At 72.5% G+C, this 23,364-nt stretch carries 22 protein-coding genes; 14 read left to right on the top strand and 8 right to left on the bottom strand.

The window, feature by feature from the left end; all coding sequences use genetic code 11:
- Window position 1 precedes the first annotated feature (1 nt).
- A complete protein-coding gene (locus ACIA8N_RS06735; protein WP_030548923.1) occupies window positions 2–607 on the top strand; it encodes a nucleoside triphosphate pyrophosphatase in 606 nt (201 codons plus the stop codon).
- A 12-nt stretch (window positions 608–619) separates the two neighbouring features.
- Here the strand turns inward: ACIA8N_RS06735 and ACIA8N_RS06730 are convergent, their stop codons facing one another.
- The gene (locus tag ACIA8N_RS06730) at window positions 620–1,075 is read right to left on the bottom strand and encodes a hypothetical protein (protein ID WP_365787621.1); all 456 of its coding nucleotides are present in this window, start codon (window positions 1,073–1,075) and stop codon (window positions 620–622) included.
- 373 nt (window positions 1,076–1,448) lie between these two features.
- Between ACIA8N_RS06730 and ACIA8N_RS06725 the strand changes: the two genes are divergently transcribed.
- Together ACIA8N_RS06725 and ACIA8N_RS06720 are read left to right on the top strand one after the other, a co-directional pair.
- Window positions 1,449–3,203, top strand: a complete 1,755-nt coding sequence (locus ACIA8N_RS06725; RefSeq protein ID WP_365787623.1) for a biotin carboxylase N-terminal domain-containing protein — start codon at window positions 1,449–1,451, stop codon at window positions 3,201–3,203.
- Window positions 3,204–3,284: 81 nt separating this feature from the next.
- Window positions 3,285–3,830, top strand: a complete 546-nt coding sequence (locus ACIA8N_RS06720) for a TetR family transcriptional regulator (protein ID WP_365787625.1) — start codon at window positions 3,285–3,287, stop codon at window positions 3,828–3,830.
- Window positions 3,831–3,950: 120 nt separating this feature from the next.
- On the opposite strand, the gene ACIA8N_RS06715 is transcribed toward ACIA8N_RS06720, so the two are convergent.
- Window positions 3,951–4,877 (bottom strand): DeoR/GlpR family DNA-binding transcription regulator, encoded by a 927-nt coding sequence (locus ACIA8N_RS06715; protein WP_030223760.1) that lies wholly within the window; start codon window positions 4,875–4,877, stop codon window positions 3,951–3,953.
- Between the two features lie 236 nt (window positions 4,878–5,113).
- The gene (locus ACIA8N_RS06710) at window positions 5,114–6,553 is read right to left on the bottom strand and encodes an NAD(P)H-quinone dehydrogenase (RefSeq protein WP_359215839.1); all 1,440 of its coding nucleotides are present in this window, start codon (window positions 6,551–6,553) and stop codon (window positions 5,114–5,116) included.
- 217 nt (window positions 6,554–6,770) lie between these two features.
- Here ACIA8N_RS06710 and ACIA8N_RS06705 point away from each other — a divergent pair, with 217 nt between their 5' ends.
- The 3 genes from ACIA8N_RS06705 to ACIA8N_RS06695 all read left to right on the top strand — a co-directional run bounded on the left by ACIA8N_RS06705 (window position 6,771) and on the right by ACIA8N_RS06695 (window position 10,121).
- Window positions 6,771–7,208: a gamma-glutamylcyclotransferase gene (locus ACIA8N_RS06705; protein ID WP_030223764.1), complete on the top strand. Its 438-nt coding sequence runs from the start codon at window positions 6,771–6,773 to the stop codon at window positions 7,206–7,208.
- A 190-nt stretch (window positions 7,209–7,398) separates the two neighbouring features.
- Window positions 7,399–8,202 (top strand): purine-nucleoside phosphorylase, encoded by an 804-nt coding sequence (locus ACIA8N_RS06700; RefSeq protein WP_030223766.1) that lies wholly within the window; start codon window positions 7,399–7,401, stop codon window positions 8,200–8,202.
- A gap of 266 nt (window positions 8,203–8,468) precedes the next feature.
- A complete protein-coding gene (locus tag ACIA8N_RS06695) occupies window positions 8,469–10,121 on the top strand; it encodes a phospho-sugar mutase (protein WP_365784682.1) in 1,653 nt (550 codons plus the stop codon).
- An 82-nt stretch (window positions 10,122–10,203) separates the two neighbouring features.
- On the opposite strand, the gene ACIA8N_RS06690 is transcribed toward ACIA8N_RS06695, so the two are convergent.
- The 3 genes from ACIA8N_RS06690 to ACIA8N_RS06680 form a co-directional block, all read right to left on the bottom strand.
- On the bottom strand, window positions 10,204–10,920 hold the full coding sequence (locus tag ACIA8N_RS06690) for a PH domain-containing protein (RefSeq protein ID WP_365784684.1): 717 nt from the start codon (window positions 10,918–10,920) through the stop codon (window positions 10,204–10,206).
- Between the two features lie 34 nt (window positions 10,921–10,954).
- Window positions 10,955–11,614 (bottom strand): class F sortase, encoded by a 660-nt coding sequence (locus ACIA8N_RS06685; RefSeq protein ID WP_365784686.1) that lies wholly within the window; start codon window positions 11,612–11,614, stop codon window positions 10,955–10,957.
- 286 nt (window positions 11,615–11,900) lie between these two features.
- Window positions 11,901–13,136, bottom strand: coding sequence for a hypothetical protein (locus ACIA8N_RS06680; RefSeq protein ID WP_365784688.1), 1,236 nt, complete (start codon window positions 13,134–13,136; stop codon window positions 11,901–11,903).
- Between the two features lie 294 nt (window positions 13,137–13,430).
- Between ACIA8N_RS06680 and deoC the strand changes: the two genes are divergently transcribed.
- From deoC to ACIA8N_RS06660, 4 genes are all read left to right on the top strand, one after another.
- Entirely contained in the window at window positions 13,431–14,390 is a 960-nt protein-coding gene (deoC, locus tag ACIA8N_RS06675) for a deoxyribose-phosphate aldolase (protein WP_365784690.1), read from the top strand.
- Between the two features lie 5 nt (window positions 14,391–14,395).
- A complete protein-coding gene (locus ACIA8N_RS06670; protein ID WP_365784692.1) occupies window positions 14,396–15,832 on the top strand; it encodes an aldehyde dehydrogenase family protein in 1,437 nt (478 codons plus the stop codon).
- Window positions 15,825–16,724: an aldehyde dehydrogenase family protein gene (locus ACIA8N_RS06665; RefSeq protein WP_365784694.1), complete on the top strand. Its 900-nt coding sequence runs from the start codon at window positions 15,825–15,827 to the stop codon at window positions 16,722–16,724. Before ACIA8N_RS06670 ends, ACIA8N_RS06665 begins: the two co-directional genes overlap by 8 nt.
- An 84-nt stretch (window positions 16,725–16,808) precedes the next feature.
- Entirely contained in the window at window positions 16,809–18,230 is a 1,422-nt protein-coding gene (locus ACIA8N_RS06660) for a TerD family protein (RefSeq protein WP_365784696.1), read from the top strand.
- Between the two features lie 16 nt (window positions 18,231–18,246).
- Here ACIA8N_RS06660 and ACIA8N_RS06655 read toward each other — a convergent pair whose 3' ends face one another.
- Window positions 18,247–18,645 (bottom strand): hypothetical protein, encoded by a 399-nt coding sequence (locus tag ACIA8N_RS06655; RefSeq protein WP_030223903.1) that lies wholly within the window; start codon window positions 18,643–18,645, stop codon window positions 18,247–18,249.
- Between the two features lie 51 nt (window positions 18,646–18,696).
- Between ACIA8N_RS06655 and ACIA8N_RS06650 the strand changes: the two genes are divergently transcribed.
- Window positions 18,697–19,392, top strand: a complete 696-nt coding sequence (locus ACIA8N_RS06650) for an ATP-binding protein (protein WP_365784698.1) — start codon at window positions 18,697–18,699, stop codon at window positions 19,390–19,392.
- A 164-nt stretch (window positions 19,393–19,556) separates the two neighbouring features.
- On the opposite strand, the gene ACIA8N_RS06645 is transcribed toward ACIA8N_RS06650, so the two are convergent.
- Entirely contained in the window at window positions 19,557–20,276 is a 720-nt protein-coding gene (locus tag ACIA8N_RS06645) for a SigE family RNA polymerase sigma factor (RefSeq protein ID WP_359211264.1), read from the bottom strand.
- Between the two features lie 171 nt (window positions 20,277–20,447).
- Between ACIA8N_RS06645 and afsQ1 the strand changes: the two genes are divergently transcribed.
- The 3 genes from afsQ1 to ACIA8N_RS06630 are packed head-to-tail and all read left to right on the top strand — an operon-like array spanning window position 20,448 to window position 23,328.
- Window positions 20,448–21,125: a two-component system response regulator AfsQ1 gene (afsQ1, locus tag ACIA8N_RS06640; RefSeq protein WP_017239746.1), complete on the top strand. Its 678-nt coding sequence runs from the start codon at window positions 20,448–20,450 to the stop codon at window positions 21,123–21,125.
- A complete protein-coding gene (locus tag ACIA8N_RS06635) occupies window positions 21,122–22,651 on the top strand; it encodes a HAMP domain-containing sensor histidine kinase (RefSeq protein ID WP_365784701.1) in 1,530 nt (509 codons plus the stop codon). Before afsQ1 ends, ACIA8N_RS06635 begins: the two co-directional genes overlap by 4 nt.
- Window positions 22,648–23,328, top strand: coding sequence for a hypothetical protein (locus tag ACIA8N_RS06630; RefSeq protein WP_365784703.1), 681 nt, complete (start codon window positions 22,648–22,650; stop codon window positions 23,326–23,328). Before ACIA8N_RS06635 ends, ACIA8N_RS06630 begins: the two co-directional genes overlap by 4 nt.
- Window positions 23,329–23,364 lie beyond the last annotated feature (36 nt).

The raw sequence follows: 23,364 nt of genomic DNA, 5'->3' as shown, positions 1-23,364 counted from the left end.
CATGACTGCTGATCCGCGCCGTGTCGTGCTCGCCTCCGCCTCCCCCGCCCGGCTGGGTCTGCTCCGGCAGGCCGGTCTCGCCCCCGAGGTGATCGTGAGCGGGGTCGACGAGGACAAGGTCCACGCCCCGACCCCGGCCGAGCTCGCGCTCGCCCTCGCCGAGGCGAAGGCCGCCCATGTGGCCGCCCGGCCGGAGGTGTTCGGGGCCCTGGTCATCGGCTGCGACTCGGTGCTCGAACTCGACAAGCAGGCCCTCGGCAAGCCGGCCGACGCCGAGGAGGCCACCGCCCGCTGGAAGGCGATGCGCGGCCGGGTCGGCATCCTCCAGACCGGTCACTGCGTGTACGACACGGCCGCCAAGCGCTTCGAGTCGGCGACGGCCTCCACCGTGGTCCGCTTCGGCGAGCCGACGGACGAGGAGATCGCGGCGTACGTGGCGAGCGGCGAACCGCTGCACGTGGCGGGCGCGTTCACGCTCGACGGGCGCTCGGCGCCGTTCATCGACGGCATCGACGGCGACCCGGGCAACGTGATCGGCCTGTCGCTGCCGCTGCTGCGCAGGCTCCTCGCGAAGCTGGACGTACGGATCACGGACCTCTGGGTCTGAGACCCTCGCGGGTCACGCGGCCGCCGGGGCCTCTTCGCCTGCCGTGGGGGCCCCGGCTGCCGCGTCCGTGCCGGGGGCTTCCTTGCCGTACGCCACGAGGGTGAGCACGACCAGGCCGAGGACGACCACCAGGAAGGTGAACGCGGGCCAGCCGAGCAGGCCCACCGCCACCGCGGCGAGGATCCCGTGCACGACGGCACAGCCGACGAGCAGGCCCCGGGCGGCCCGGCCGGGGCGGCGGTCGCGGATACCCGCCAGGAGGGCGACCAGGCCGCAGAGGGCGAGGGCGATCCCGGAGCCGATGCCGAGCGCCCAGGTGCCGGTGTACATCGCGTCGGGGTCCATGCCGTCCAGGGACATCGTCTGGACCTTCACGAACCGGGCCATCACGGCGTTGATCGCGACGATGCCGGGCGCTTCGAGGAACAGCACCGCCGCCGTCACGAGGGCTATCGGTCTGCGGGCCACCTCGGCCACCCCCTGGATTGGACTGTTACCGACAGTACGATCGACAGCGCGAAGGCTACTGGCCGGTAAACCCCTGGACAAGAGTGCGAGCACGACCGGCGGAGGCGCACAGCGCGGCAAAGAATCATTGGCCCATTCGTAGGGACTCGACAAAGAAACCCGAATGGCCACTGGCCGTGCGAACAGAGACCTGCGCCACACCTCGGAGCTACTGTGCCGTAAAGGAACCCTGCGTACCGTGGTGCGACAAGGGAATTCACGACCCGAGCGGGCCCGGGGTCACGCTCCGTGTGGGCAAGCTCACCACTGGGGACGGGTCGAAAGGCCGTGTCGGCAGTCCCTAAACTCAGCTTGTTTCAAGGAGGGAGCCATCGTGCGCAAGGTGCTCATCGCCAACCGTGGCGAAATCGCTGTCCGTGTGGCCCGGGCGTGCCGGGACGCGGGTATCGGCAGCGTGGCCGTGTACGCCGAGCCGGACCGGGACGCTCTGCATGTCCGGGCCGCCGACGAGGCGTTCGCTCTGGGCGGTGACACTCCGGCGACCAGTTATCTGGACATGGCGAAGGTGCTGCAGGCGGCCAAGGACTCCGGGGCCGACGCGATCCACCCCGGTTACGGCTTCCTGTCGGAGAACGCGGAGTTCGCGCAGGCCGTGCTCGACGCCGGTCTGACGTGGATCGGCCCGCCGCCGCAGGCGATCCGCGACCTGGGCGACAAGGTCGCGGCCCGTCACATCGCCCAGCGCGCCGGCGCCCCGCTCGTCGCGGGCACCCCCGACCCGGTCTCGGGCGCCGACGAGGTCGTCGCCTTCGCGCAGGAGCACGGGCTGCCGATCGCGATCAAGGCCGCCTTCGGTGGCGGCGGACGCGGCCTCAAGGTCGCCCGCACCCTCGAAGAGGTCCCGGAGCTGTACGACTCCGCCGTCCGCGAGGCCGTCGCGGCCTTCGGCCGGGGCGAGTGCTTCGTCGAGCGCTACCTCGACAAGCCCCGCCACGTCGAGACCCAGTGCCTGGCCGACACCCACGGCAACGTCGTCGTCGTCTCGACCCGTGACTGCTCGCTCCAGCGCCGCCACCAGAAGCTGGTCGAGGAGGCCCCGGCGCCGTTCCTCACCCCCGAGCAGAACGCCGAGCTGTACGCCGCGTCGAAGGCGATCCTGAAGGAGGCCGGCTACGTCGGCGCCGGCACGGTCGAGTTCCTCGTCGGCACCGACGGCACGATCTCCTTCCTGGAGGTCAACACCCGCCTCCAGGTCGAGCACCCGGTCACCGAAGAGGTCACCGGCATCGACCTGGTCCGCGAGATGTTCCGCATCGCCGACGGCGAGGAACTGGGTTACGGCGACCCCGCCGTGCGCGGTCACTCCTTCGAGTTCCGTATCAACGGCGAGGACCCGGGCCGCGGCTTCCTCCCGGCCCCCGGCACCGTCACCCTCTTCCAGCCGCCGACCGGCCCCGGCGTCCGCCTGGACGCGGGCGTCGAGTCCGGCAGCGTCATCGGCCCGGCGTGGGACTCGCTCCTCGCCAAGCTGATCGTCACCGGCGCCACCCGCGAACAGGCCCTCCAGCGCGCCGCCCGCGCCCTCGCGGAGTTCAAGGTGGACGGCATGGCCACCGCCATCCCGTTCCACCAGGCCGTCGTCGTCGACCCGGCGTTCACCGCGGACCCCTTCCGGGTCCACACCCGGTGGATCGAGACCGAGTTCGTCAACGAGATCAAGCCCTTCGCCCCGGCCGGCGCGGACACGGACGAGGACGAGTCGGGCCGCGAGACGATCGTCGTCGAGGTCGGCGGCAAGCGCCTCGAGGTCTCCCTGCCGTCCTCCCTCGGCATGACCCTGGCCCGCACCGGTCTCGCCGCCGGCGCCAAGCCGAAGCGCCGCGCCGCGAAGAAGTCCGGTCCTGCCGCCTCCGGCGACGCCCTCGCCTCCCCGATGCAGGGCACGATCGTGAAGATCGCGGTCGAGGAGGGCCAGGAGGTCAAGGAGGGCGACCTCATCGTCGTCCTGGAGGCCATGAAGATGGAGCAGCCGCTCAACGCGCACCGCTCCGGCACCGTCAAGGGCCTGACCGCCGAGGTCGGCGCGTCCGTCACCTCCGGCGCCGTCATCTGCGACATCAAGGACTGACCGCCGCACCGAGTACGGTACGAAGGGCCCGCAGGCAGCCGCCTGCGGGCCCTTCGCCGAGGGGAGGGTGTTTCCCACGCCATGCGAGCCGACGCACGCCGCAACCACGAGCGACTGCTCATCGAAGCCCGCGCCACCTTTGCCGAACAGGGCGCCGACGCCTCCCTGGAGGAGATCGCGCGCCGCGCGGGCGTCGGGATCGGCACCCTCTACCGCCACTTCCCCACCCGGGCCGAGCTGCTCAACGCCGTCTTCCAGGAGGCCCTGACGGCGCTCCTTCGCCGCTCGGCGGAGCTGGCCGGGGCCGAGGAGCCGTGCCGGGCTCTCGTGGAGTGGCTGCGGGCCCTGATCGCCCACGCGGGCGAGTACCGGGGGCTCGCGCACGCGCTGATGTCGGCCTCGTACGACCGGAGTTCGGCGCTCGCCGGATGCAGCGAGCCGCTGCGGGCGGCCGGTGAGCGGCTGCTCGGGCGCGCCCGTGAGGCGGGCCAGGTGCGCGCCGACGTGTCGATCGGCGACCTGATGCAGCTGACCAACGCGATCGCGCTGGCGGCGGAACAGCGTCCGGACGATCCGGAGTTGGCGGACCGCCTGCTGGCGCTGACGCTCCGTGGAATCAAGCACTGAGGAGTCAGGAGCCGAGGACTCAACGGCCAGGGATCAAGGGCCGGGGAATCAGGGGCTGATGTCGTCCCTGGCGTACAGGCCGGCGGCCCGGGACCTTTGGGGGAAGGTCCCTCGCACCCCTCAGCGGCGGCGCATGTCCGCGACGCGTGCCGTGCGCTCCAGCGTCTCCGCGGCCATCCCCCCGCCCGGCCCCCGGAACTGACCCGCCGCCATCCGCCCGCGCTGGACGGGGAGCGGCATGTCACGGCGGGGCCGGACGCCCGGGGGGTGCTGCTCACCGCCGGCCGCGCCGGGCCCCGCGCCCGTGCCCGCCACGGCGATCTGTACACCCTGGTCTGCGAGGGCCTGGAGCTCGGTGGCGGCCCGGTCGTCATGGGCGGGCGGCTCGTCGGTGACCAGGCGGGTGATGACGTCCGTGGGCACCGTCTGGAACATGGTGTCGGCGCCGAGCTTGGTGTGGTCGGCGAGGACCACGACCTCCGCCGCCGCCTGGACGAGCGCCCGGTCCACGCTCGCGGAGAGCATGTTGGACGTGGACAGGCCGCGCTCGGCGGTCAGTCCGCTCCCGGAGAGGAAGGCGCGGGAGACCCGGAGGCCCTGGAGCGACTGCTCCGCCCCGCTGCCCACCAGGGCGTAGTTGGAGCCGCGCAGGGTGCCGCCGGTCATGACGACCTCGACCCTGTTGGCGTGGGCGAGGGCCTGGGCGACGAGCAGGGAGTTGGTGACCACGGTCAGACCGGGCACGCGGGCGAGCCGGCGGGCCAGCTCCTGCGTGGTCGTCCCGGCGCCGACGACGATGGCCTCGCCTTCTTCGACGAGGCTCGCGGCGACGTCGGCGATGGCCGTCTTCTCCGCGGTCGCGAGATGGGATTTCTGCGGGAAGCCGGATTCTCGCGTGAATCCGCCCGGCAACACCGCACCGCCGTGGCGGCGGTCGAGGAGTCCTTCTGCCTCCAGTGCCCGTACGTCTCTCCGTACGGTCACTTCCGAGGTCTGGACGACGCGGGCGAGCTCGCGGAGCGACACGGCCCCATTGGCTCGCACCATTTCGAGGATCAACTGGCGACGTTCTGCAGCGAACACGAAACTGACAGTAACGTGACTGGCCGATAGTTTTCAGCACTATGCGCCGAATTGCTGAATATGCGCATGGGCGGGGTCTCCAAGTGGTATGGAGGACCCCGCCGTTGATCGTCCGGCGCCTGGGCTATGCCCGGGCTTGCCGGGGGTTGTCCGAGTCGGCGAACCGTTCCCGCAGGCGGGGACGGGTGCCGGGCGTCCGGCTAGACCTCGCCCGCCGACTTCCGGGTGTGCAACTGCCGTGCCACTTCCGCGATCGAACCCGACAGGGAGGGGTACACGGTGAAAGCATTTGCGATCTGTTCGACCGTCAGATTGTTGTCGACCGCGATCGAGATCGGGTGAATCAGTTCGCTCGCCTTCGGGGCGACGACACAGCCGCCGACCACGATGCCGGTGCCGGGGCGGCAGAAGATCTTGACGAAGCCGTCCCGGATGCCCTGCATCTTCGCGCGCGGGTTGCGCAGCAGCGGCAGCTTGACGACCTTGGCGTCGATCTTGCCGGCGTCCACGTCGGCCTGGGTGTAGCCGACGGTGGCGATCTCGGGGTCGGTGAAGACGTTCGAGGAGACCGTCTTCAGGTTGAGCGGGGCCACCGCGTCGCCGAGGAAGTGGTACATCGCGATACGGCCCTGCATGGCGGCCACCGAGGCGAGCGCGAAGACACCGGTGACGTCACCGGCCGCGTACACGCCGGGGGCGCTGGTGCGGGAGACCCGGTCGGTCCAGATGTGACCGGAGTCCTTCAGCTTGATCCCCGCCTCCTCCAGGCCCATTCCGGCCGAGTTCGGGATCGCGCCGACCGCCATCAGGCAGTGCGTGCCGGAGATGACCCGGCCGTCGGCGAGGGTGACCTCGACCCGGTCGCCGACCCGCTTGGCGGACTCGGCACGGGAGCGGGCCATGACGTTCATGCCGCGGCGGCGGAAGACGTCCTCGAGGACGGCGGCGGCGTCCGGGTCCTCGCCGGGGAGCACCCGGTCGCGGCTGGACACCAGGGTGACCCGGGAGCCGAGCGCCTGGTAGGCGCCGGCGAACTCGGCGCCGGTGACGCCGGAACCGACCACGATGAGCTCCTCGGGGAGCTCCTTGAGGTCGTAGACCTGGGTCCAGTTCAGGATGCGCTCGCCGTCCGGCTTGGCGTCGGGCACCTCGCGCGGGTGGGCGCCGGTCGCGATCAGCACGGCGTCGGCGGTCAGCGTCTCCTCGGTGCCGTCGGCGGCGGTGACGACCACCTGGCGGGACCCGTCCATCGCCTGCCGGCCGGAGAGCCGGCCGCGACCGCGGAGGACGCGGGCGCCCGCCCGGGTGACGGAGGCGGTGATGTCGTGCGACTGGGCGAGCGCGAGGCGCTTCACCCGTCGGTTGACCTTGCCGAGGTCGACGCCGACGACGCGGGCGGCCTGCTCCACGTGCGGGGTGTCGTCCGCGACGATGATGCCGAGCTCCTCGTAGGAGGAGTCGAAGGTGGTCATCACCTCGGCGGTGGCGATCAGGGTCTTGGAGGGCACGCAGTCGGTCAGGACGGACGCGCCGCCGAGGCCGTCGCAGTCGACGACGGTCACCTCCGCGCCGAGTTGGGCGCCCACCAGGGCCGCCTCGTATCCGCCGGGTCCGCCGCCGATGATCACGATCCGGGTCACTGGGATCTACGCCTCGCGTCTCGTTCTGCCGGGGGGTCCCCCCGCTGGGGTGCAGTGCGTACGCCATTGTCCCGCACGCTTCAAAGTGCGTACCCCATTCTCCCGCACGCCCGGCGTGGTCTCACGCCGGGGGCCGTACCCCCGGCGGTCCGGGTACCCCATGCTCCCCACCTCGGAGTTCGGCGGACACCCCGCCCCCTCCCGTACCCTCGGTCCCATGTCGCTCTACGCCGCTTTCGCCGGCAACCTCGACGCGCGGCTGATGAGCCGCCGCGCACCGCACTCCCCGCTGCGCGGCACCGGCTGGCTGAACGGCTGGCGGCTGACCTTCGGCGGCGAGCAGATGGGCTGGGAGGGGGCGCTGGCCACCATCGTGGAGGCCCCCCGCTCACAGGTCTTCGTGGCGCTGTACGACATCGCTCCGATGGACGAGGACTCGATGGACCGCTGGGAGGGCGTCGGCCTCGACATCTACCGCCGGATGCGGGTGCGGGTGCACACCCTGGACGGCGAGGAGGCCGCCTGGGTGTACGTGCTCAACGGGTACGAGGGCGGACTCCCGTCGGCGCGGTACCTCGGCGAGGTCGCCGACGCGGCCGAGTCGGCGGGCGCGCCGCACGACTACGTGATGGAGTTGCGCAAGCGCCCCTGCTGAGGGTGTACGAACACCCCAGGGGCGGGGACGGGGGCACCTGTGCGCCTTTTGTCGGAAACGACAAGACAACGATCGCATGTCCGTCGGCATCGTCATCTACGCGCGTAGGCAATCTCCGGCTACGCTGCTGCGCGTACCAAATCCGTCCGGGGCCCACCTCGGACCCACCCTCCCCGAGGCGAGAGAGTCAGTGAACGCAACTGCCACCCCGTACGAGGCCGCCGAGGCCGCTGCCGCCCGTCTTCGCGAGCTGACCGGAGTCGAGAAGCACGACGTCGTCCTGGTCATGGGCTCGGGCTGGGCGCCCGCCGTCGACGCGCTCGGCGCGCCCGAGGCCGAGTTCCCCGTCACCGACCTGCCCGGCTTCCCGCCGCCCGCCGTCGAGGGCCACGGCGGCAAGATCCGCTCGTACAAGATCGGCGAGAAGCGCGCGCTCGTCTTCCTCGGCCGCACCCACTTCTACGAGGGCCGCGGCGTCGCGTCCGTCGCCCACGGCGTCCGCACCGCGGTCGCCGCCGGCTGCGAGACGGTCATCCTCACCAACGGCTGCGGCGGCCTGCGCGAGGGCATGCGCCCCGGCCAGCCGGTCCTCATCAGCGACCACCTCAACCTGACGGCCGCCTCGCCGATCGTCGGCGCGAACTTCGTGGACCTCACCGACCTGTACTCGCCGCGGCTGCGCGCGCTGTGCAAGGAGGTCGACGAGACCCTCGAAGAGGGCGTCTACGTGCAGTTCCCCGGCCCGCACTACGAGACCCCGGCCGAGATCAACATGGTCCGCGTGCTCGGCGGCGACCTCGTCGGCATGTCCACCGTCCTGGAGGCCATCGCCGCACGTGAGGCCGGCGCGGAGGTCCTCGGCATCTCCCTGGTGACGAACCTGGCGGCGGGGCTCTCGGGCGAGCCGCTGAACCACGAGGAGGTCCTGCAGGCGGGGCGCGACTCGGCGGCGCGGATGGGCGAGCTGCTGACCCGCGTCCTCGACCGGATCTGACGACGGTCGGCCGCTGCGCGGGGCCGCTCCCCCACCCCGCCCCTTCCCGAAACTTGGGGGCAAGCCCCCAGACTCCGTACGGCCTGCGGCCGTGCCCTCACACGCCGGCGGGCTGAGGCTGCCGCCGAATTCCAGCCCCGCCGGCGTTTGAGGCGCGGGGGTCCGGGGGCGGAGCCCCCGGTTCGGGAAGGGGCGGGGTGGGGAAAGGCTCCGCGCAGCGGCCAACCGCCCCGCACCCCACCCTCCCGCACCCCGAAAGGCACACCGTGACCCAGGACGACCTCCTCACCCGGGCCAAGGCCTGGCTCGCCGAGGACCCCGACAGCGAGACCCGCGAGGAGCTCGCCGAGCTGATCAAGGCCGGTGACACCGACGCGCTCGCCGACCGTTTCGCCGGCACCCTCCAGTTCGGCACCGCCGGGCTCCGCGGCGAGCTGGGCGCCGGGCCGATGCGGATGAACCGTTCGGTCGTCATCCGGGCCGCCGCCGGCCTCGCCGCGTACCTCAGGGCGAAGGGCGAGGAGGGCGGCCTCGTCGTCATCGGCTACGACGCCCGCTACAAGTCCGCCGACTTCGCCCGTGACACCGCCGCCGTGATGACCGGCGCGGGGCTGCGCGCCGCGCTGCTCCCCCGCCCGCTGCCGACGCCCGTCCTGGCGTACGCCATAAGGCATCTGGGAGCCGTCGCGGGCGTCGAGGTGACCGCGAGTCACAACCCGCCGCGCGACAACGGCTACAAGGTCTACCTGGGCGACGGCTCGCAGATCGTGCCGCCCGCCGACGCGGAGATCGCCGCCGAGATCGACGCCATCCGCTCACTCGACGACGTCCCGCGTCCCGAGGACGGCTGGCGGACCCTCGGCGACGAGGTCCTGGACGCCTATCTGGAGCGTACGGACGCCGTCCTGACCCCCGGGTCCCCCCGCACCGCCAGGACCGTCTACACGGCCATGCACGGCGTCGGCAAGGACGTCCTGACGGCCGCGTTCGGCCGGGCCGGTTTCCCGCCGCCCGCGCTCGTCGCCGCCCAGGCCGAGCCGGACCCGGCCTTCCCCACGGTCGCCTTCCCCAACCCGGAGGAGCCGGGGGCCATGGACCTCGCCTTCGAGGCTGCCCGCGCCGTGGACCCCGACCTGGTCATCGCCAACGACCCGGACGCCGACCGCTGCGCGGTGGCCGTGCCGGACCCGGCGGTCACGGGCGGCTGGCGGATGCTCCGCGGCGACGAGGTGGGCGCGCTGCTCGCCGCGCACCTGGTGTACAAGGGCGCCACCGGCGTCTTCGCCGAGTCGATCGTGTCGTCCTCGCTGCTCGGCCGGATCGCCGACGCCGCGGGCCTCGGCTACGAGGAGACCCTGACGGGCTTCAAGTGGATCGCCCGCGTCGAGGGCCTGCGCTACGGCTACGAGGAGGCGCTCGGCTACTGCGTCGACCCGGAGGGCGTCCGCGACAAGGACGGCATCACGGCGGCACTGCTCGTCACCGAGCTGGCCTCGGTGCTCAAGGAGCAGGGCCGGACGCTGACCGACCTGCTCGACGACCTGGCGGTGGAGCACGGGCTGCACGCCACCGACCAGCTGTCGGTGCGCGTCGAGGACCTGAGCGTCATCGCGAACGCGATGGCCGCGCTGCGCGAGCGCCCGCCGGTGTCGCTGGCCGGTCTGACGGTCGTCTCCGCGGAGGACCTGACGAAGGGGACGGAGTCGCTGCCCCCCACGGACGGACTGCGCTACCACCTGGAGGGCGCGTACAAGGCCCGGGTGATCGTCCGCCCGAGCGGCACCGAGCCGAAGCTGAAGTGCTACCTGGAGGTCGTGGTCCCGGTCGCCGCGGCGGTCGACCTCGCCCCGGCCCGCGCGAAGGCCTCGGAACTGCTCGTCGCGATCAAGCGTGACCTCTCGGCGGCCGCCGGCCTGTGACGGCGGGACCGCCTCGGAGGGCCGGTACGGGATTCGTCCCCGTACCGGCCCTCCGGCGTTCTCCCCCGCGGGGTCGTCGGGATCAGCCCGTCGCCATGAGGACCACCAGGAGCAGCAGTCCGGCCAGCGCGGGGCCGACGATCTCGTACGCCCAGCGCACCCGCACCTCGCCCGCCGCGCCAGGCGTCCCGGCGCGGCGCTCGGCGAGTTCGCGCAGTTCGGCGACGGTCTGGTCGCCCGACGCCGCCCGCGAGCCGCCGCCGTGCCCGCCCGCCACCGGGGTACGGCCGCGCGGACCGTCCTGGGAGGCGCGGGCGGCGACGCGGGCCGCCTTCTTGCGCTGGCGCAGCGAGACGGGGACGGCCCACAGCTGGTACTTGGTGCCGTCCTGGGTGATCACCTCGCTGGAGTAGCCGGCGCGGACGTCGGCGACCTTCGACCAGGGCAGCGTGATCGACCGGAACGGGTTGCGGACCCGGAGCCGGTCGTCGTTGGCGTACACGACGGGCCGGATGGTGAAGGCGACGATCAGCGGGACGGCGAGGACGAGACCCGCGAGCGCGAGCCACGGCGACCGGCCCTCGCCGCGCACCAGCACGTCACCGGCGAACAGGAGCGCGAGGACCAGCAGGAACACTCCGCCGGCGATCCCGAGCGGCGACCGGTAGGCACGGTCGGCGAAGGGCTGTGCCGGCCCTCCGTCGGCGGACGGCTTCGCGGGGCCCGTGGACGGCTGCTCGGGGGTCGACTCGCGGCTCGGCTCGTGGCTGGGCTCGGGGGTCGGCTCGGGGGTCGTCATGCCGCCGATTGTGCCTCAGCGGGCCGACGGGGGCTCAGGCGGCCGCCCGCGTGGCCACGAGATCCGCGTACAGGATGATGTTGTCGGGGCGGTGGCCGTCGACCAGCTCGCCGCCGCAGGTGATGACGCGCAGTTCCGGGCGCTCGGTGTCGCCGTACACCTTGGCCGTCGGGAAGGTGTCCTTGTCGACCTGCTCCAGCTCCCGGACGCGGAAGACGGCGAGGGTGCCGTCGGCGCGGGTCACGGTGATCTCGTCGCCGGTCCGGACGCGGGAGACGTTCTTCAGGACGGCGGGGCCGCGCTCGGTGTCGAAGTGTCCGATGAGGACGGCGGGTCCTGTCTCGCCGGGCGTGACGCCCTTGTCGTACCAGCCGATCCGTTCGGCGTCGGCGACGGAGGGCACCTCGACGGTGCCGTCGGCGGCGAGCCCCAGCCGAAGGACGGGCCCGGCGGCCCCGGTGTCGACCCCGGCGGCGGGCAGCCGCACCCGGACGGGCAGCGACCGTGCCAGCGGCCGGACGGGCGCGGCGCTCGCGGCCGGGGTGGGCGCGGCGGTGGCCTCGGAGATCCGCGCGGGCGGGGTGACGGGCGCGGGCTCGGCGCCGGCCGAGCAGCCGGAGAGCGCGGCGAGGGCGACCAGGGCGGCCAGGGAGAGGGCGGGGACGGTACGGGCTCGGGTACGGCGGCGGTTCACGGCGGGGCTCCGGACGGACGGGGTGTGGCCGGCCACCGCGCGGGACGCGGCGACCGGCCTGGGGTGGGGTGAGGTGCACTCCCGCTCGGGTCAAGGGGCGGGGAGTCGGGCCCGGCCTCGGGAGCCGGGCCGGAAGGTGTCGACGACGGGGGAAGAGCGACGGGCGAACCGGCGTGGGGCGCCCGGCGACCGCCGTCAGGCGACCGGCGACCGGCGACCGGCGACCGGCGAGCACCGTCAGGCGACCGGCGCTTCTGTTGACCGGCGTTTCCGCCCGTCGGCCGGGTCAGACGCGGCCCGCGGCCCGGCGGCGCAGGACGACGAAGCCGAGGCCCGCGGCGGCGAGCGAGGCGGCACCGGCACCGGCCGCGATCAGCGCGGTGCTGTCGCCCCCGGCGCCGGTCTCGGCGCCGGCCGCGACCCCGCCCTTCGGGACGACGGAGGTCTGCCCGGCGTTGTTCGGGCTGGTGCCGGTGTTGCCCGCGGGGGCCGGGGTGGTGGCCGACGGCTCCGGGGTGGTCGCCCCGGGGGTCTTCTCGCAACCCTTGGGGAGCTTCGGGAAGGCGGTCCAGCGGTACGGCGTGTCGCCGCCCTGCGTGCGCTGCCCGAGCTGCGGCGTGGTGGTGCCCGCGTCCTTGATCGTGAGGCCCATGCCCCTGTCGCGCGGGTTCGCGCGGTCGACCGTGACGATGGCCTTGCCCTTCTCGTCCTTGAGGACGGCCTTCGGGCCCTTCTCCAGGTCGTTGGTGAGCGTCACGGTGAGCAGCCCGAAGACGGAGGGGATGTCCTGCCGGACGGTGCACTCGCCGATGGTGACGACGGGGCCGGTGGTCGGCGCGGGGACGGGCGCGGGGGTCTCGGCCGGGACGAGCCGCGGGGCTGCCTGCCGCATGCTGCCGTTGATGTAGGCGGCGAGTCCGCCGTCGGGCTCGACGACGAGGACGGCCTTGCCGTACTGCACGACCTTGCGGGTGCCGTTCAGGGTGGTGAGGACGCGCGGCTCGGCGCCGCTCTCGGCGGTCTGGAGGGTCCAGCGGCCGAGCTTCACCACGAGCTCCACGCGGGTGCCGTTCGCGAGCTCGTACACACCGGGGCGGGCGCCCGGGAGGTAGTTGCCCTGCCAGGTGGAGGTGAGGCCGGTCTCGAAGAGGACGAGGAAGGTGCCGTCGTCGTTGCCGGCGACCGGGTGGCCGTCGGCCTCCAGGGTGCCGACGCGCTGGCCCTGCTTGGTGATCTCGGCGCGGTGGTGGCTGTCGCCGAGCCGGATGATCTTGGCGATGGCGCCGTTCGGCAGGATCTGGTTCCTGACGAAGGTGCCGTCCTGCTCGCCCTTCGCGTCGGTGGACTCGCTGTTTCCGCCCTTCGCGTCCGCGGGCTCGGCGTCGGCCGGCTTCGCCTCGGTCGTGGCGACGGCCACCGGGCCGTCGGCCGCGAAGGCGGCTCCGGCGGCGAAGGCCGGGGTGGTGATCGCGACACCCGCGACGAGGGCGGTGGCGATGGCGGTGCGAAGGGCGGTGCGCATAACGACTCCTGTGATTCAGGTCGATGGTCGATGTGAGTCGCATGCCGCTTTTTCTCGGTCCGACTTGGTTCCGGTGAGGTCTGGCTGGCTGCAAGAAGAAATCTATTGACCGTCCATTCGGGACTTGTCCGCTCCATGTCACGGCCGCGTGACAGGGTCACCGGCCGCTCGGGGGCCTGTGGCCTCGGGCTCGCCGGCCTGTGGCCTCGGGCTCGGGCGCCTGTGACGTCGGGCTCGTGCGACCCGCTCCCCTGTACAGGTCGCTACGCGCGTAGATATGCTCGACTGGTGACCATGCCCACCACTGCACCCGCAGCTCTCGCATTCGCCGACGTGACCGCGTCCGACAGTGCGCTGCGCCGTTTCCTCCACGGGCTGCCCGGCGTCGACGCCGTCGGCCTGGAGGCGCGCGCCGCGTCCCTCGGCACCCGCTCGATCAAGACCACGTCCAAGGCGTACGCCATCGACCTGGCCATCTCCATGATCGACCTGACGACGCTCGAAGGCGCGGACACCCCGGGCAAGGTCCGGGCGCTCGCCGCCAAGGCCGTCCGACCCGATCCGACCGACCGCACGACACCGACGACCGCCGCCGTCTGCGTCTATCCCGACATGGTCGCCACCGCCAAGGCCACCCTCGCGGGCTCCGGCGTCAAGGTCGCCTCGGTCGCCACCGCCTTCCCGGCCGGCCGCGCCGCGCTCCCCGTGAAGCTCGCCGACACCGCGGACGCCATCGCCGCAGGTGCCGACGAGATCGACATGGTCATCGACCGTGGCGCCTTCCTCTCCGGCCGCTACCTGGAGGTCTTCGAACAGATCACCGCGATCAAGGCGGAGTGCGGCGACCGCGCGCGCCTCAAGGTGATCTTCGAGACCGGCGAGCTGTCCACGTACGACAACATCCGTCGCGCCTCGTGGCTCGGCATGATGGCCGGCGCGGACTTCATCAAGACCTCGACCGGCAAGGTCGCGGTCAACGCCACCCCGGCGAACACGCTCCTCATGCTGGAGGCCGTGCGCGACTTCCGCGCCCAGACCGGCGTGCAGATCGGCGTGAAGCCGGCCGGCGGCATCCGCAACACCAAGGAAGCGATCAAGTTCCTGGTCCTCGTGAACGAGACCGTGGGCGAGGACTGGCTGGACAACCACTGGTTCCGCTTCGGCGCCTCCAGCCTGCTCAACGACCTGCTGATGCAGCGCCAGAAGCTGGCTACCGGCCGTTACTCCGGCCCCGATTACGTGACGGTGGACTGATCAACATGGCATCTGCATTCGAGTACGCACCGGCCCCCGAGTCCCGGTCCGTCGTCGACATCGCCCCCTCCTACGGCCTGTTCATCGACGGCGAGTTCGTCGAGGCGGCCGACGGCAAGGTCTTCAAGACCGTCTCCCCCTCCACGGAGGAGGTCCTGTCCGAGATCGCCCAGGCGGGCGCCGAGGACGTGGACCGCGCGGTGAAGGCGGCCCGCAGGGCGTTCGAGAAGTGGTCGGCGCTGCCCGGCTCCGAGCGCGCCAAGTACCTCTTCCGCATCGCCCGGATCATCCAGGAGCGCAGCCGCGAGCTGGCCGTCCTGGAGACCCTGGACAACGGCAAGCCGATCAAGGAGACCCGCGACGCGGACCTCCCGCTGGTCGCCGCGCACTTCTTCTACTACGCGGGCTGGGCCGACAAGCTCGACCACGCGGGCTACGGCGCGAACCCGCGCCCGCTCGGCGTGGCCGGCCAGGTCATCCCGTGGAACTTCCCGCTGCTCATGCTCGCGTGGAAGATCGCCCCGGCCCTCGCGACCGGCAACACGGTCGTCCTGAAGCCGGCCGAGACGACCCCGCTCTCCGCCCTGTTCTTCGCGGACATCTGCCGCCAGGCCGGGCTGCCGAAGGGCGTCGTCAACATCCTTCCCGGCTACGGGGACACCGGCGCCGCCCTCGTCGAGCACCCGGACGTGAACAAGGTCGCCTTCACCGGTTCGACCGCCGTCGGCAAGGCCATCGCGCGCTCCGTCGCCGGCACCGACAAGAAGGTCACCCTGGAGCTGGGCGGCAAGGGCGCCAACATCGTCTTCGACGACGCCCCCATCGACCAGGCCGTCGAGGGAATCGTCAACGGCATCTTCTTCAACCAGGGCCAGGTCTGCTGCGCGGGCTCGCGCCTCCTCGTCCAGGAGTCGGTCCAGGACGAGCTGCTCGACTCGCTCAAGCGCCGTCTGAACACCCTCCGGCTGGGCGACCCGCTGGACAAGAACACCGACATCGGCGCCATCAACTCCTCCGAGCAGCTGGCCCGCATCACCACGCTGGTCGAGCAGGGCGAGGCGGAGGGCGCCGAGCGCTGGACCGCGGCCTGCGAGATCCCGTCCGCCGGTTACTGGTTCGCCCCGACGCTCTTCACGAACGTCACGCAGGCGCACACGGTGGCCCGCGACGAGATCTTCGGCCCCGTCCTGTCGGTGCTGACCTTCCGTACGCCCGACGAGGCCGTCGCCAAGGCCAACAACAGTCAGTACGGCCTGTCCGCCGGCATCTGGACGGAGAAGGGCTCCCGCATCCTCGCGGTCGCCGGCAAGCTCCGCGCGGGTGTCGTCTGGGCCAACACGTTCAACAAGTTCGACCCGACCTCGCCCTTCGGCGGCTACAAGGAGTCGGGCTTCGGCCGCGAGGGCGGTCGCCACGGTCTGGAGGCCTACCTCGATGTCTGAGAAGTCCGAGCAGCGTCTGAGCGTCTTCAAGACCTACAAGCTGTACGTCGGGGGCAAGTTCCCCCGCTCCGAGAGCGGCCGGGTGTACGAGGTGACGGACTCCAAGGGCAAGTGGCTGGCCAACGCGCCCCTCTCCTCCCGCAAGGACGCCCGTGACGCGGTCGTCGCCGCGCGCAAGGCCTTCGGCGGCTGGGCGGGCGCGACCGCGTACAACCGCGGCCAGATCCTCTACCGCGTCGCCGAGATGCTGGAGGGCCGCAAGGGCCAGTTCGTGCACGAGGTGGCGCACGCGGAGGGCCTGTCCAAGAACAAGGCGGCCGAGGTCGTCGAGGCGGCCATCGACCGCTGGGTCTGGTACGCGGGCTGGACGGACAAGATCGCCCAGGTCGTGGGCGGCGCGAACCCCGTGGCGGGCCCGTACTTCAACCTGTCGACGCCGGAGCCCACGGGCGTCGTGACGGTCGTGGCCCCGCAGGACTCGTCCTTCCTCGGCCTGATCTCGGTGATCGCCCCGGTGATCGCGACGGGCAACACGGCCGTCGTCATCGCCTCCGAGAAGTCCCCGCTCCCCGCTCTCTCCCTGGGCGAGGTGCTGGCCACCTCCGACCTGCCGGGCGGCGTGGTGAACATCCTCTCGGGCAAGGCCGCCGAGATGGCCCCGCACCTGGCGGCCCACCAGGACGTCAACGCGATCGACCTGACGGGCGCGACCGAGGGCGACCTCGCGCGCGACCTGGAGATCGCGGCGGCGGACAACCTGAAGCGCGTCCTGCGCCCCCGTACCGAGGACTTCACCGAGTCCCCGGGCACGGACCGCATGACCGCCTTCCTGGAGACGAAGACGGTCTGGCACCCGACGGGTTCGCTGGGCGCGAGCGGCTCCGCGTACTAGCGGCCCGGCTCCACCGGCCGAGGCCCCCGGGTGTCCGCACCCGGGGGCCTTGCGCATGCCCGCGGCCGAACGCATGATCCAGTCATGCTGAGGGGATTGATCAAGGGAGACAACGCCTTCGTCCCGACGGCCGCGCTGCGCGTCGCCGTCCGAAGCGGGGTGGACGTAGCGGCACTGCTCGTGACGGAGACGGGCAGGGTCCGGGGGGACGCCGACATCGTGTTCCCCGGTGCGCCCGTCCACGCGTCGGGCGCGGTACGGCTCGCCCCGGGCGAGGACGGCACCGTATGGCTGGAGGCCGACCTCACGGGCGTCGAGGAGGCCGTGACCCGTGTCCTCCTCGTCGTGTCGACGGAGGAAGGCGCGCTGCGGGACGCGCGCGGGCTCTCAGTGGAGGTGTCGGGGTCCGACGGGACGGCCGTCGTGTCGTACGAGGTGACCGACGCGGGCGACGAGACGGCGATGGTCCTCGCGGAGCTGTACCGCCGCTCGGGCGGCTGGAAGTTCCGCGCGGTGGGCCAGGGGTACGTCGACGGGCTGACCGGCCTGGCGGCGGACCACGGGGTGGACGTGAGCGAGGAACCGCAGGAGATCCCCGTCCCGGGCCCGCCCGCCCCCGAGGCGCCGGCCCGAACCCGGACACCGGCACCGCCTCAGGCACCCGCGCGGGCCACGCGCCTGACCCGGGACCAGATCCTCGACATGACCCCGGACCAGATCCGGGCCCTGGCCGCGGAGCGGGCGCAGGCCCGGGCGTCGGCCCCGGAGACCCCCCACGCCCCGGCGTCCCCGACGACGCCTCCCCCGCCCGGGCAGCGGCCCGACCCGTCGGTCTGGGCGTGCGGGCCCGTCTTCAGGCCGCGCACCGTCACCGGCCGGGACAGCGACGTGATCACCGAGAAGGATCTGCCGCCCGGCCCCGTCATGGTGGAACTGACGCTGAAGGGCGAAGGACACCAGGCCCTGTGGCCCCTCGACGACTCCAACACCGCGGGGATCTCCCTCGTCAACACCGGGGAGAAGGGGTTCCGGGGCCGGGTGCTCGCCTCCGTCCCCGCACACGGGCGTCTGCGCCTGAAGCTGCAGGCGAGCGGCTCCTGGGAGATGCGGATTCTGCCGCTGGCGGAGGCCCGGCGTCTGACGAAGGACCGCCTGGAGTGCTGGGGCCCGGACATCCTGCTCCACACCGGAGGGACGGCCGACGCCGCCTTCCACTACCGCGGCGACAGCAATTTCATCGTCCACCTCTACAGGCTGGCGGGCCACACGGACCCCACCACGCTTCCGAACTCCGGAGGCTCCGCCATCAACGAGGCCGGCCCACGCCGGGACACCGTGCCGCTGCCCGAGGGCCCGCTCCTTGTCCACGTGTCCATGGGCGAGGGCCCCTGGAGCGCGCGTCTGAAGGACGTACAGCCGCACAGCGGCGGCGAGAACCCCGACGTCCCGGCGAAGCTGCCCGAGCCCCGCAGGGCACTGGGCTGGCTGCGCCGCGCCCGCGGCTGAGCCCCGCCGCCGCGCGTTACGGCAGCAGCCCCTGCGTCAGCGGACCCGCCACCGGCAGGTCCGCGACCGCGCCGCCCTGCGTGAGGTGGTCGGTCACCAGGTTGGTGCCGACGGGCTTGAAGTCGGCGACCTGGGTGCCGAGACCGTTGTCGAGCGGGTCGACGCCGGTCTTGGCCAGCGGGTCCAGCTGAAGGCGGGTCAGCGGGCCGAGGCCGTGGGTGACGCCGCTCAGCGCGCCCGCGCCGGCCGCGGCGGCGTCCGTCCGGGTCAGCGAGTCGACGGGCAGCGGCACGGGCGCGGCCGCCTGCGCACCGGCCCCTGCGCCGAGCACCGCCGCGCCCGCCGCCGTGACGGTGAGGCCTGCCTTGAGCAGGGCGCTGCGGCGGGGGGTCCGGGTATCTGCGTGACGCGCCATGAGGATCCTTCCGAGGGTGATCGAGCGGACACCGACAGTAGTTGAGGTGTGATGCTCGATACCAACGGCCTTCCTCGGGGGTCCACCGCACGGGGGAATGGTTCACACTGGTGTCCCGTGAGTTCCCTACCGATACCGACCCGTGTCGTCCTGCTCGCGGGCCCCTCCGGCTCCGGCAAGTCGTCCCTCGCCGCCGTCACCGGCCTTCCGGTCCTGCGCCTCGACGACTTCTACAAGGAGCACGACGATCCGTCGCTCCCACTCGTCGACGGCAGCACGGACATCGACTGGGACTCGCCACGGTCCTGGGACGCGGACGCCGCCGTCGCCGCGATCGTCGAGCTGTGCCGTACGGGTCGGACCGACGTCCCCGTGTACGACATCTCCACCAGCTCCCGGGTGGACCGGGAACGGCTCGACATCGAGCGGACGCCGCTCTTCGTCGCGGAGGGCATCTTCGCGGCGGAGATCGTCTCGCGCTGCCGTGACCTCGACGTCCTCGCCGACGCGCTCTGTCTGCGGGGCCGGCCCTCGACGACGTTCCGCCGCCGGCTCGCGCGCGACCTCCGCGAGGGCCGCAAGTCGGTGCCGTTCCTGCTGCGCCGCGGCTGGCGCCTGATGCGCGCCGAGCGGGCGATCGTGGCCCGCCAGGCCGAACTGGGCGCCCACCCCTGCGCGAAGGCCGAGGCCCTGGGCCGGCTGGCCGCCGCGGCGGCGGGCCGCCACCGCACGCCGGCCACGAACTGACGGACCGACGGCTGCCGGACCGGCGGAAACGCGAAGCGGCGGAAACGCGAAGCGGGTCGTACGAGCCCCCCGGCTCCTACGACCCGCCTCATTTCCCCCGTACCCCCGTACGGTCCCCCACCGGCCCCGTTTCCCCCGTGGGCCCGCAGGTTCTCCCCCCGGCCTCAGGCCACCAGCTCGCCGAAGGACTCCTCCTCGTCACGGCCGAAGCTCAGCACCTCGTCCTCGCGCATGCGTCGCAGCGAGCGCCAGATGCTCGACTTCACCGTGCCGACACTGATGTCCAGGATCTCCGCGATCTCCGGATCGGTACGGCCCTCGTAGTAGCGCAGCACCAGCATGGTCCGCTGGAGCTCGGGCAGCCGGGCCAGGGCCTGCCACAGCACCGCGCGCAGCTCCGTGCCGCGCATCGCGTCCGTCTCGCCGACCGTCTCCGGCAGCTCCTCGGTCGGGTACTCGTTGAGCTTGCGCCGGCGCCACGCGCTGATGTGCAGGTTGGTCATGGTGCGGCGGAGGTATCCGCCGACCGCGGCCTTGTCGCTGATCCGCTCCCAGGCGCGGTACGTGGAGAACAGCGCGCTCTGCAGCAGGTCCTCGGCCTCGAAACGGTCACCGGTGAGGTGGTAGGCGGTGGCGTACAGGGAGGCACGACGCTCCTGGACGTAAGCCGTGAACTCGGCTTCCGAACAGTTGCGCTCCCCCGTGACCTCCCCGTACGCCGCTCCCCCGTCAGCAACGGCCACCATGTAAGGCGCCTTGCGCTGACGCCCGACGCTGCGAACGCACCCCCGCCCGTTCACACCGCCGGACTTCTCCGTGCTCCGTACGACGTCGTGGAGACGCGTGACAACTGCGCTTGAGGTGGTGCTGTGCAGTGCGTTCATCTCGCGCCCCCCGTCGGTCGGAGTGAGTTTCGGTCCGTGTGCCAAGAAGCTTGCCCACCGGACTTCATGGCGTTGTCCGCCGACTGTCACAGGCGTGTCACAGGGCCCCCGGACAGAAGCGAGCCTCCCAGCGGTCGAACTCGGACGGCCGAATGCGACAGAATGCTGCCCGTGCCTTTTCTGCTGCTGATCGAGGACGACGACGCCATCCGCACGGCCCTCGAGCTCTCCCTGTCCCGACAGGGCCACCGGGTGGCCACTGCCGCGACCGGTGAGGACGGCCTCCAGCTGCTGCGCGAGCAGCGGCCGGACCTGGTCGTGCTCGACGTCATGCTGCCCGGGATCGACGGCTTCGAGGTGTGCCGGCGCATCCGCCGCACCGACCAGCTGCCGATCATCCTGCTGACCGCGCGCAGCGATGACATCGACGTGGTGGTGGGCCTGGAGTCCGGGGCCGACGACTATGTCGTCAAGCCGGTGCAGGGCCGGGTCCTGGACGCCCGCATCCGGGCCGTGCTGCGGCGCGGCGAGCGGGAGTCGACGGATTCCGCGACCTACGGGTCCCTCGTCATCGACCGGTCCGCGATGACGGTCACCAAGAACGGCGAGGACCTCCAGCTCACCCCGACCGAGCTGCGGCTGCTCCTGGAGCTGAGCCGCCGGCCCGGCCAGGCGCTCTCCCGGCAGCAGTTGCTGCGGCTCGTGTGGGAGCACGACTACCTGGGCGACTCTCGGCTCGTCGACGCCTGTGTGCAGCGGCTGCGCGCCAAGGTGGAGGACGTGCCGTCCTCACCGACGCTCATCCGTACCGTGCGCGGGGTCGGCTACCGGCTGGACGTTCCTGCGTGAGCAAGGGGATCCTCACCCGGCTGCGCCTGTCCAGCCTGCGACTTCGGCTCGTCGTCGTCTTCGCCCTGGTCGCGCTCACCGCGGCCGTCGCCGCGTCCGGCATCGCGTACTGGCTGAACCGCGAGGCGGTGCTGACGCGCACCCAGGACGGGGCGCTCAACGACTTCCGCCAGGAGATGCAGAACCGGGCGGCGACGCTGCCGCTGCGGCCCACCCAGGACGATCTGCGGCGGACCGCCGAACAGATGGCGTCCGGCAGCCGCGACTACGAGGTGCTGCTGATCGGCGAGCGGGACGCGGGCAAGCCGATCGTCGGCGCCTCCGACCCCGACGACTTCACCCTGGCCGACGTGCCGCTGCCGCTGCGCGACGCCGTGAACACCGAGCGGCAGGTGACGGAGGCCGACCCGTACCCGTACCACCTGTTCTGGCAGCGTACGGAGCGGAACGGGACGCCGTACCTGGTCGGCGGCACCCGGATCGACGGCGGCGGTCCGGTCGGCTACATCTACAAGTCGCTGGCCGCGGAGAAGGCCGACCTGAACTCGCTCGCCTGGTCCCTCGGGATCGCCACCGCGCTCGCGGTGGTCGGCTCGGTGCTGCTCGCGCAGGTCGCGGCGACGACCGTGCTGCGCCCGGTGCACCGGCTCGGCGAGGCGGCCAGGCAGCTCGGCGAGGGCAAGCTCGACACCCGGCTGCGGGTCACCGGCGCCGACGAACTCGCCGACCTCTCCCGTACGTTCAACAGCGCGGCCGAGTCCCTGCAGAAGAAGGTCGCGGACATGAGCGCCCGGGAGGAGTCCTCCCGGCGGTTCGTGGCCGACATGTCGCACGAGCTGCGGACGCCGCTGACCGCGCTCACGGCCGTCACGGAGGTCCTGGAGGACGAGCAGGACTCCCTCGACCCCATGATCGCCCCGGCGGTGGCGCTCGTCGTCAGCGAGACCCGGCGCCTCAACGACCTGGTGGAGAACCTGATGGAGGTGACCCGCTTCGACGCGGGCACCGCCCGGCTCGTCCTCGACGAGGTCGACATCGCCGACCAGATCACCGCGTGCATCGACGCGCGGGCCTGGCTCGACGCCGTCGACCTGGACGCCGAGCGCGGGATCGTGGCACCGCTCGACCCGCGCAGGCTCGACGTGATCCTGGCGAACCTGATCGGCAACGCGCTGAAGCACGGCGGTTCGCCGGTCCGGGTCTCGGTGCGCACGGAGGACGACGAGCTGGTCATCGCGGTACGGGACCACGGACCCGGCATCCCCGAGGAGGTGCTGCCGCACGTCTTCGACCGCTTCTACAAGGCGAGCGCGTCCCGGCCCCGGTCCGAGGGCAGTGGTCTCGGCCTGTCGATCGCCATGGAGAACGCGCTGATCCACGGCGGTTCGATCACCGCGTCGAACTCGGTCGGCGAGGACGGGGCGGTGGACGGCGCGGTGTTCGTCCTGCGCCTGCCCCTCGACGCCTCCGGGATCACGCGCGAGGTGCAGACCCGCAGCAGCCAGGGCGAGGTGGAGGAAGCGTGAGGCGCAGCGTCTTGGGGCGTACGGCCACTTGGCGGTCGGCCGGGGCGGGAGCTCTGGCGGCGACCGCGCTCGCCCTCCTTGTCTCCGGGTGCGGGATCCGCACCACGTCCGTCCCGGTGGACGCGGGCGCGGCCCCCTCCCGGGTGCCGTGCAGCCTGACGGAGGACGGCGCCACGGGCGCGGCGGTGCAGGGCGTGCCGGTCCGGGTGTTCCTGGTCTGCGGCTCGCAGCTTGAGGCGGTGGACCGGCGGTCGCCGCTGCCGGAGAAGGCGGGCGGCGATCCGGTGCGGACGGCCACGGGGCTGCTCGCGCAGCTGCTCGCCGAGCCCTCGGAGAGCGAGCGGCAGGCCGGCTTCACGACGGCGGTACGCGGACCGCTCGCGGTGAGCGGCGGCCGCGGGGACGACCCGGCGGGCACGCTGCGGCTGAGCCGCCAGCCGGAGGACCTGGCGCCGACGGCCCTGTCACAGCTGATCTGCACGTTCGCGGAGAGCTCCGCGAGCGCCGGCGGCCACACGGTCCTGCTCGGCGGCCCCGGCTCGTATCCGCCGAAGCGCTACCGGTGCACGACGGAGCTGCGCGAGCGCCCGGAGTCGGCGCCGCCCACGGCACCGGCACCGGCACCGGCATCGGCATCGGCATCGGGGACGCCAGGACCGCCTGCCGCGACGGGCTGACCGGTCCCGGCGATCTGTGCGGCGGTCGGCGGAACC

The organism is Streptomyces sp. NPDC051822 (assembly GCF_044452745.1).
Classification (GTDB): domain Bacteria; phylum Actinomycetota; class Actinomycetes; order Streptomycetales; family Streptomycetaceae; genus Streptomyces.
Note: the sequence above shows the minus strand (reverse complement) of the source record. Positions and strands in the feature narration are given on the sequence as shown.

What these genes read in the sequence shown, in the direction of transcription:
- ACIA8N_RS06735 (WP_030548923.1), top strand. Translation starts at nt 2, where the DNA reads ATGACTGCTGATCCGCGCCGTGTCGTGCTCGCCTCCGCCTCCCCCGCC.
- ACIA8N_RS06720 (WP_365787625.1), top strand. Translation starts at nt 3,285, where the DNA reads ATGCGAGCCGACGCACGCCGCAACCACGAGCGACTGCTCATCGAAGCC.
- ACIA8N_RS06715 (WP_030223760.1), bottom strand. Translation starts at nt 4,877, where the DNA reads ATGGTGCGAGCCAATGGGGCCGTGTCGCTCCGCGAGCTCGCCCGCGTC.
- ACIA8N_RS06705 (WP_030223764.1), top strand. Translation starts at nt 6,771, where the DNA reads ATGTCGCTCTACGCCGCTTTCGCCGGCAACCTCGACGCGCGGCTGATG.
- ACIA8N_RS06690 (WP_365784684.1), bottom strand. Translation starts at nt 10,920, where the DNA reads ATGACGACCCCCGAGCCGACCCCCGAGCCCAGCCACGAGCCGAGCCGC.
- ACIA8N_RS06680 (WP_365784688.1), bottom strand. Translation starts at nt 13,136, where the DNA reads ATGCGCACCGCCCTTCGCACCGCCATCGCCACCGCCCTCGTCGCGGGT.
- deoC (WP_365784690.1), top strand. Translation starts at nt 13,431, where the DNA reads ATGCCCACCACTGCACCCGCAGCTCTCGCATTCGCCGACGTGACCGCG.
- ACIA8N_RS06670 (WP_365784692.1), top strand. Translation starts at nt 14,396, where the DNA reads ATGGCATCTGCATTCGAGTACGCACCGGCCCCCGAGTCCCGGTCCGTC.
- ACIA8N_RS06665 (WP_365784694.1), top strand. Translation starts at nt 15,825, where the DNA reads ATGTCTGAGAAGTCCGAGCAGCGTCTGAGCGTCTTCAAGACCTACAAG.
- ACIA8N_RS06660 (WP_365784696.1), top strand. Translation starts at nt 16,809, where the DNA reads ATGCTGAGGGGATTGATCAAGGGAGACAACGCCTTCGTCCCGACGGCC.
- ACIA8N_RS06655 (WP_030223903.1), bottom strand. Translation starts at nt 18,645, where the DNA reads ATGGCGCGTCACGCAGATACCCGGACCCCCCGCCGCAGCGCCCTGCTC.
- ACIA8N_RS06650 (WP_365784698.1), top strand. Translation starts at nt 18,697, where the DNA reads ATGCTCGATACCAACGGCCTTCCTCGGGGGTCCACCGCACGGGGGAAT.
- ACIA8N_RS06645 (WP_359211264.1), bottom strand. Translation starts at nt 20,276, where the DNA reads ATGAACGCACTGCACAGCACCACCTCAAGCGCAGTTGTCACGCGTCTC.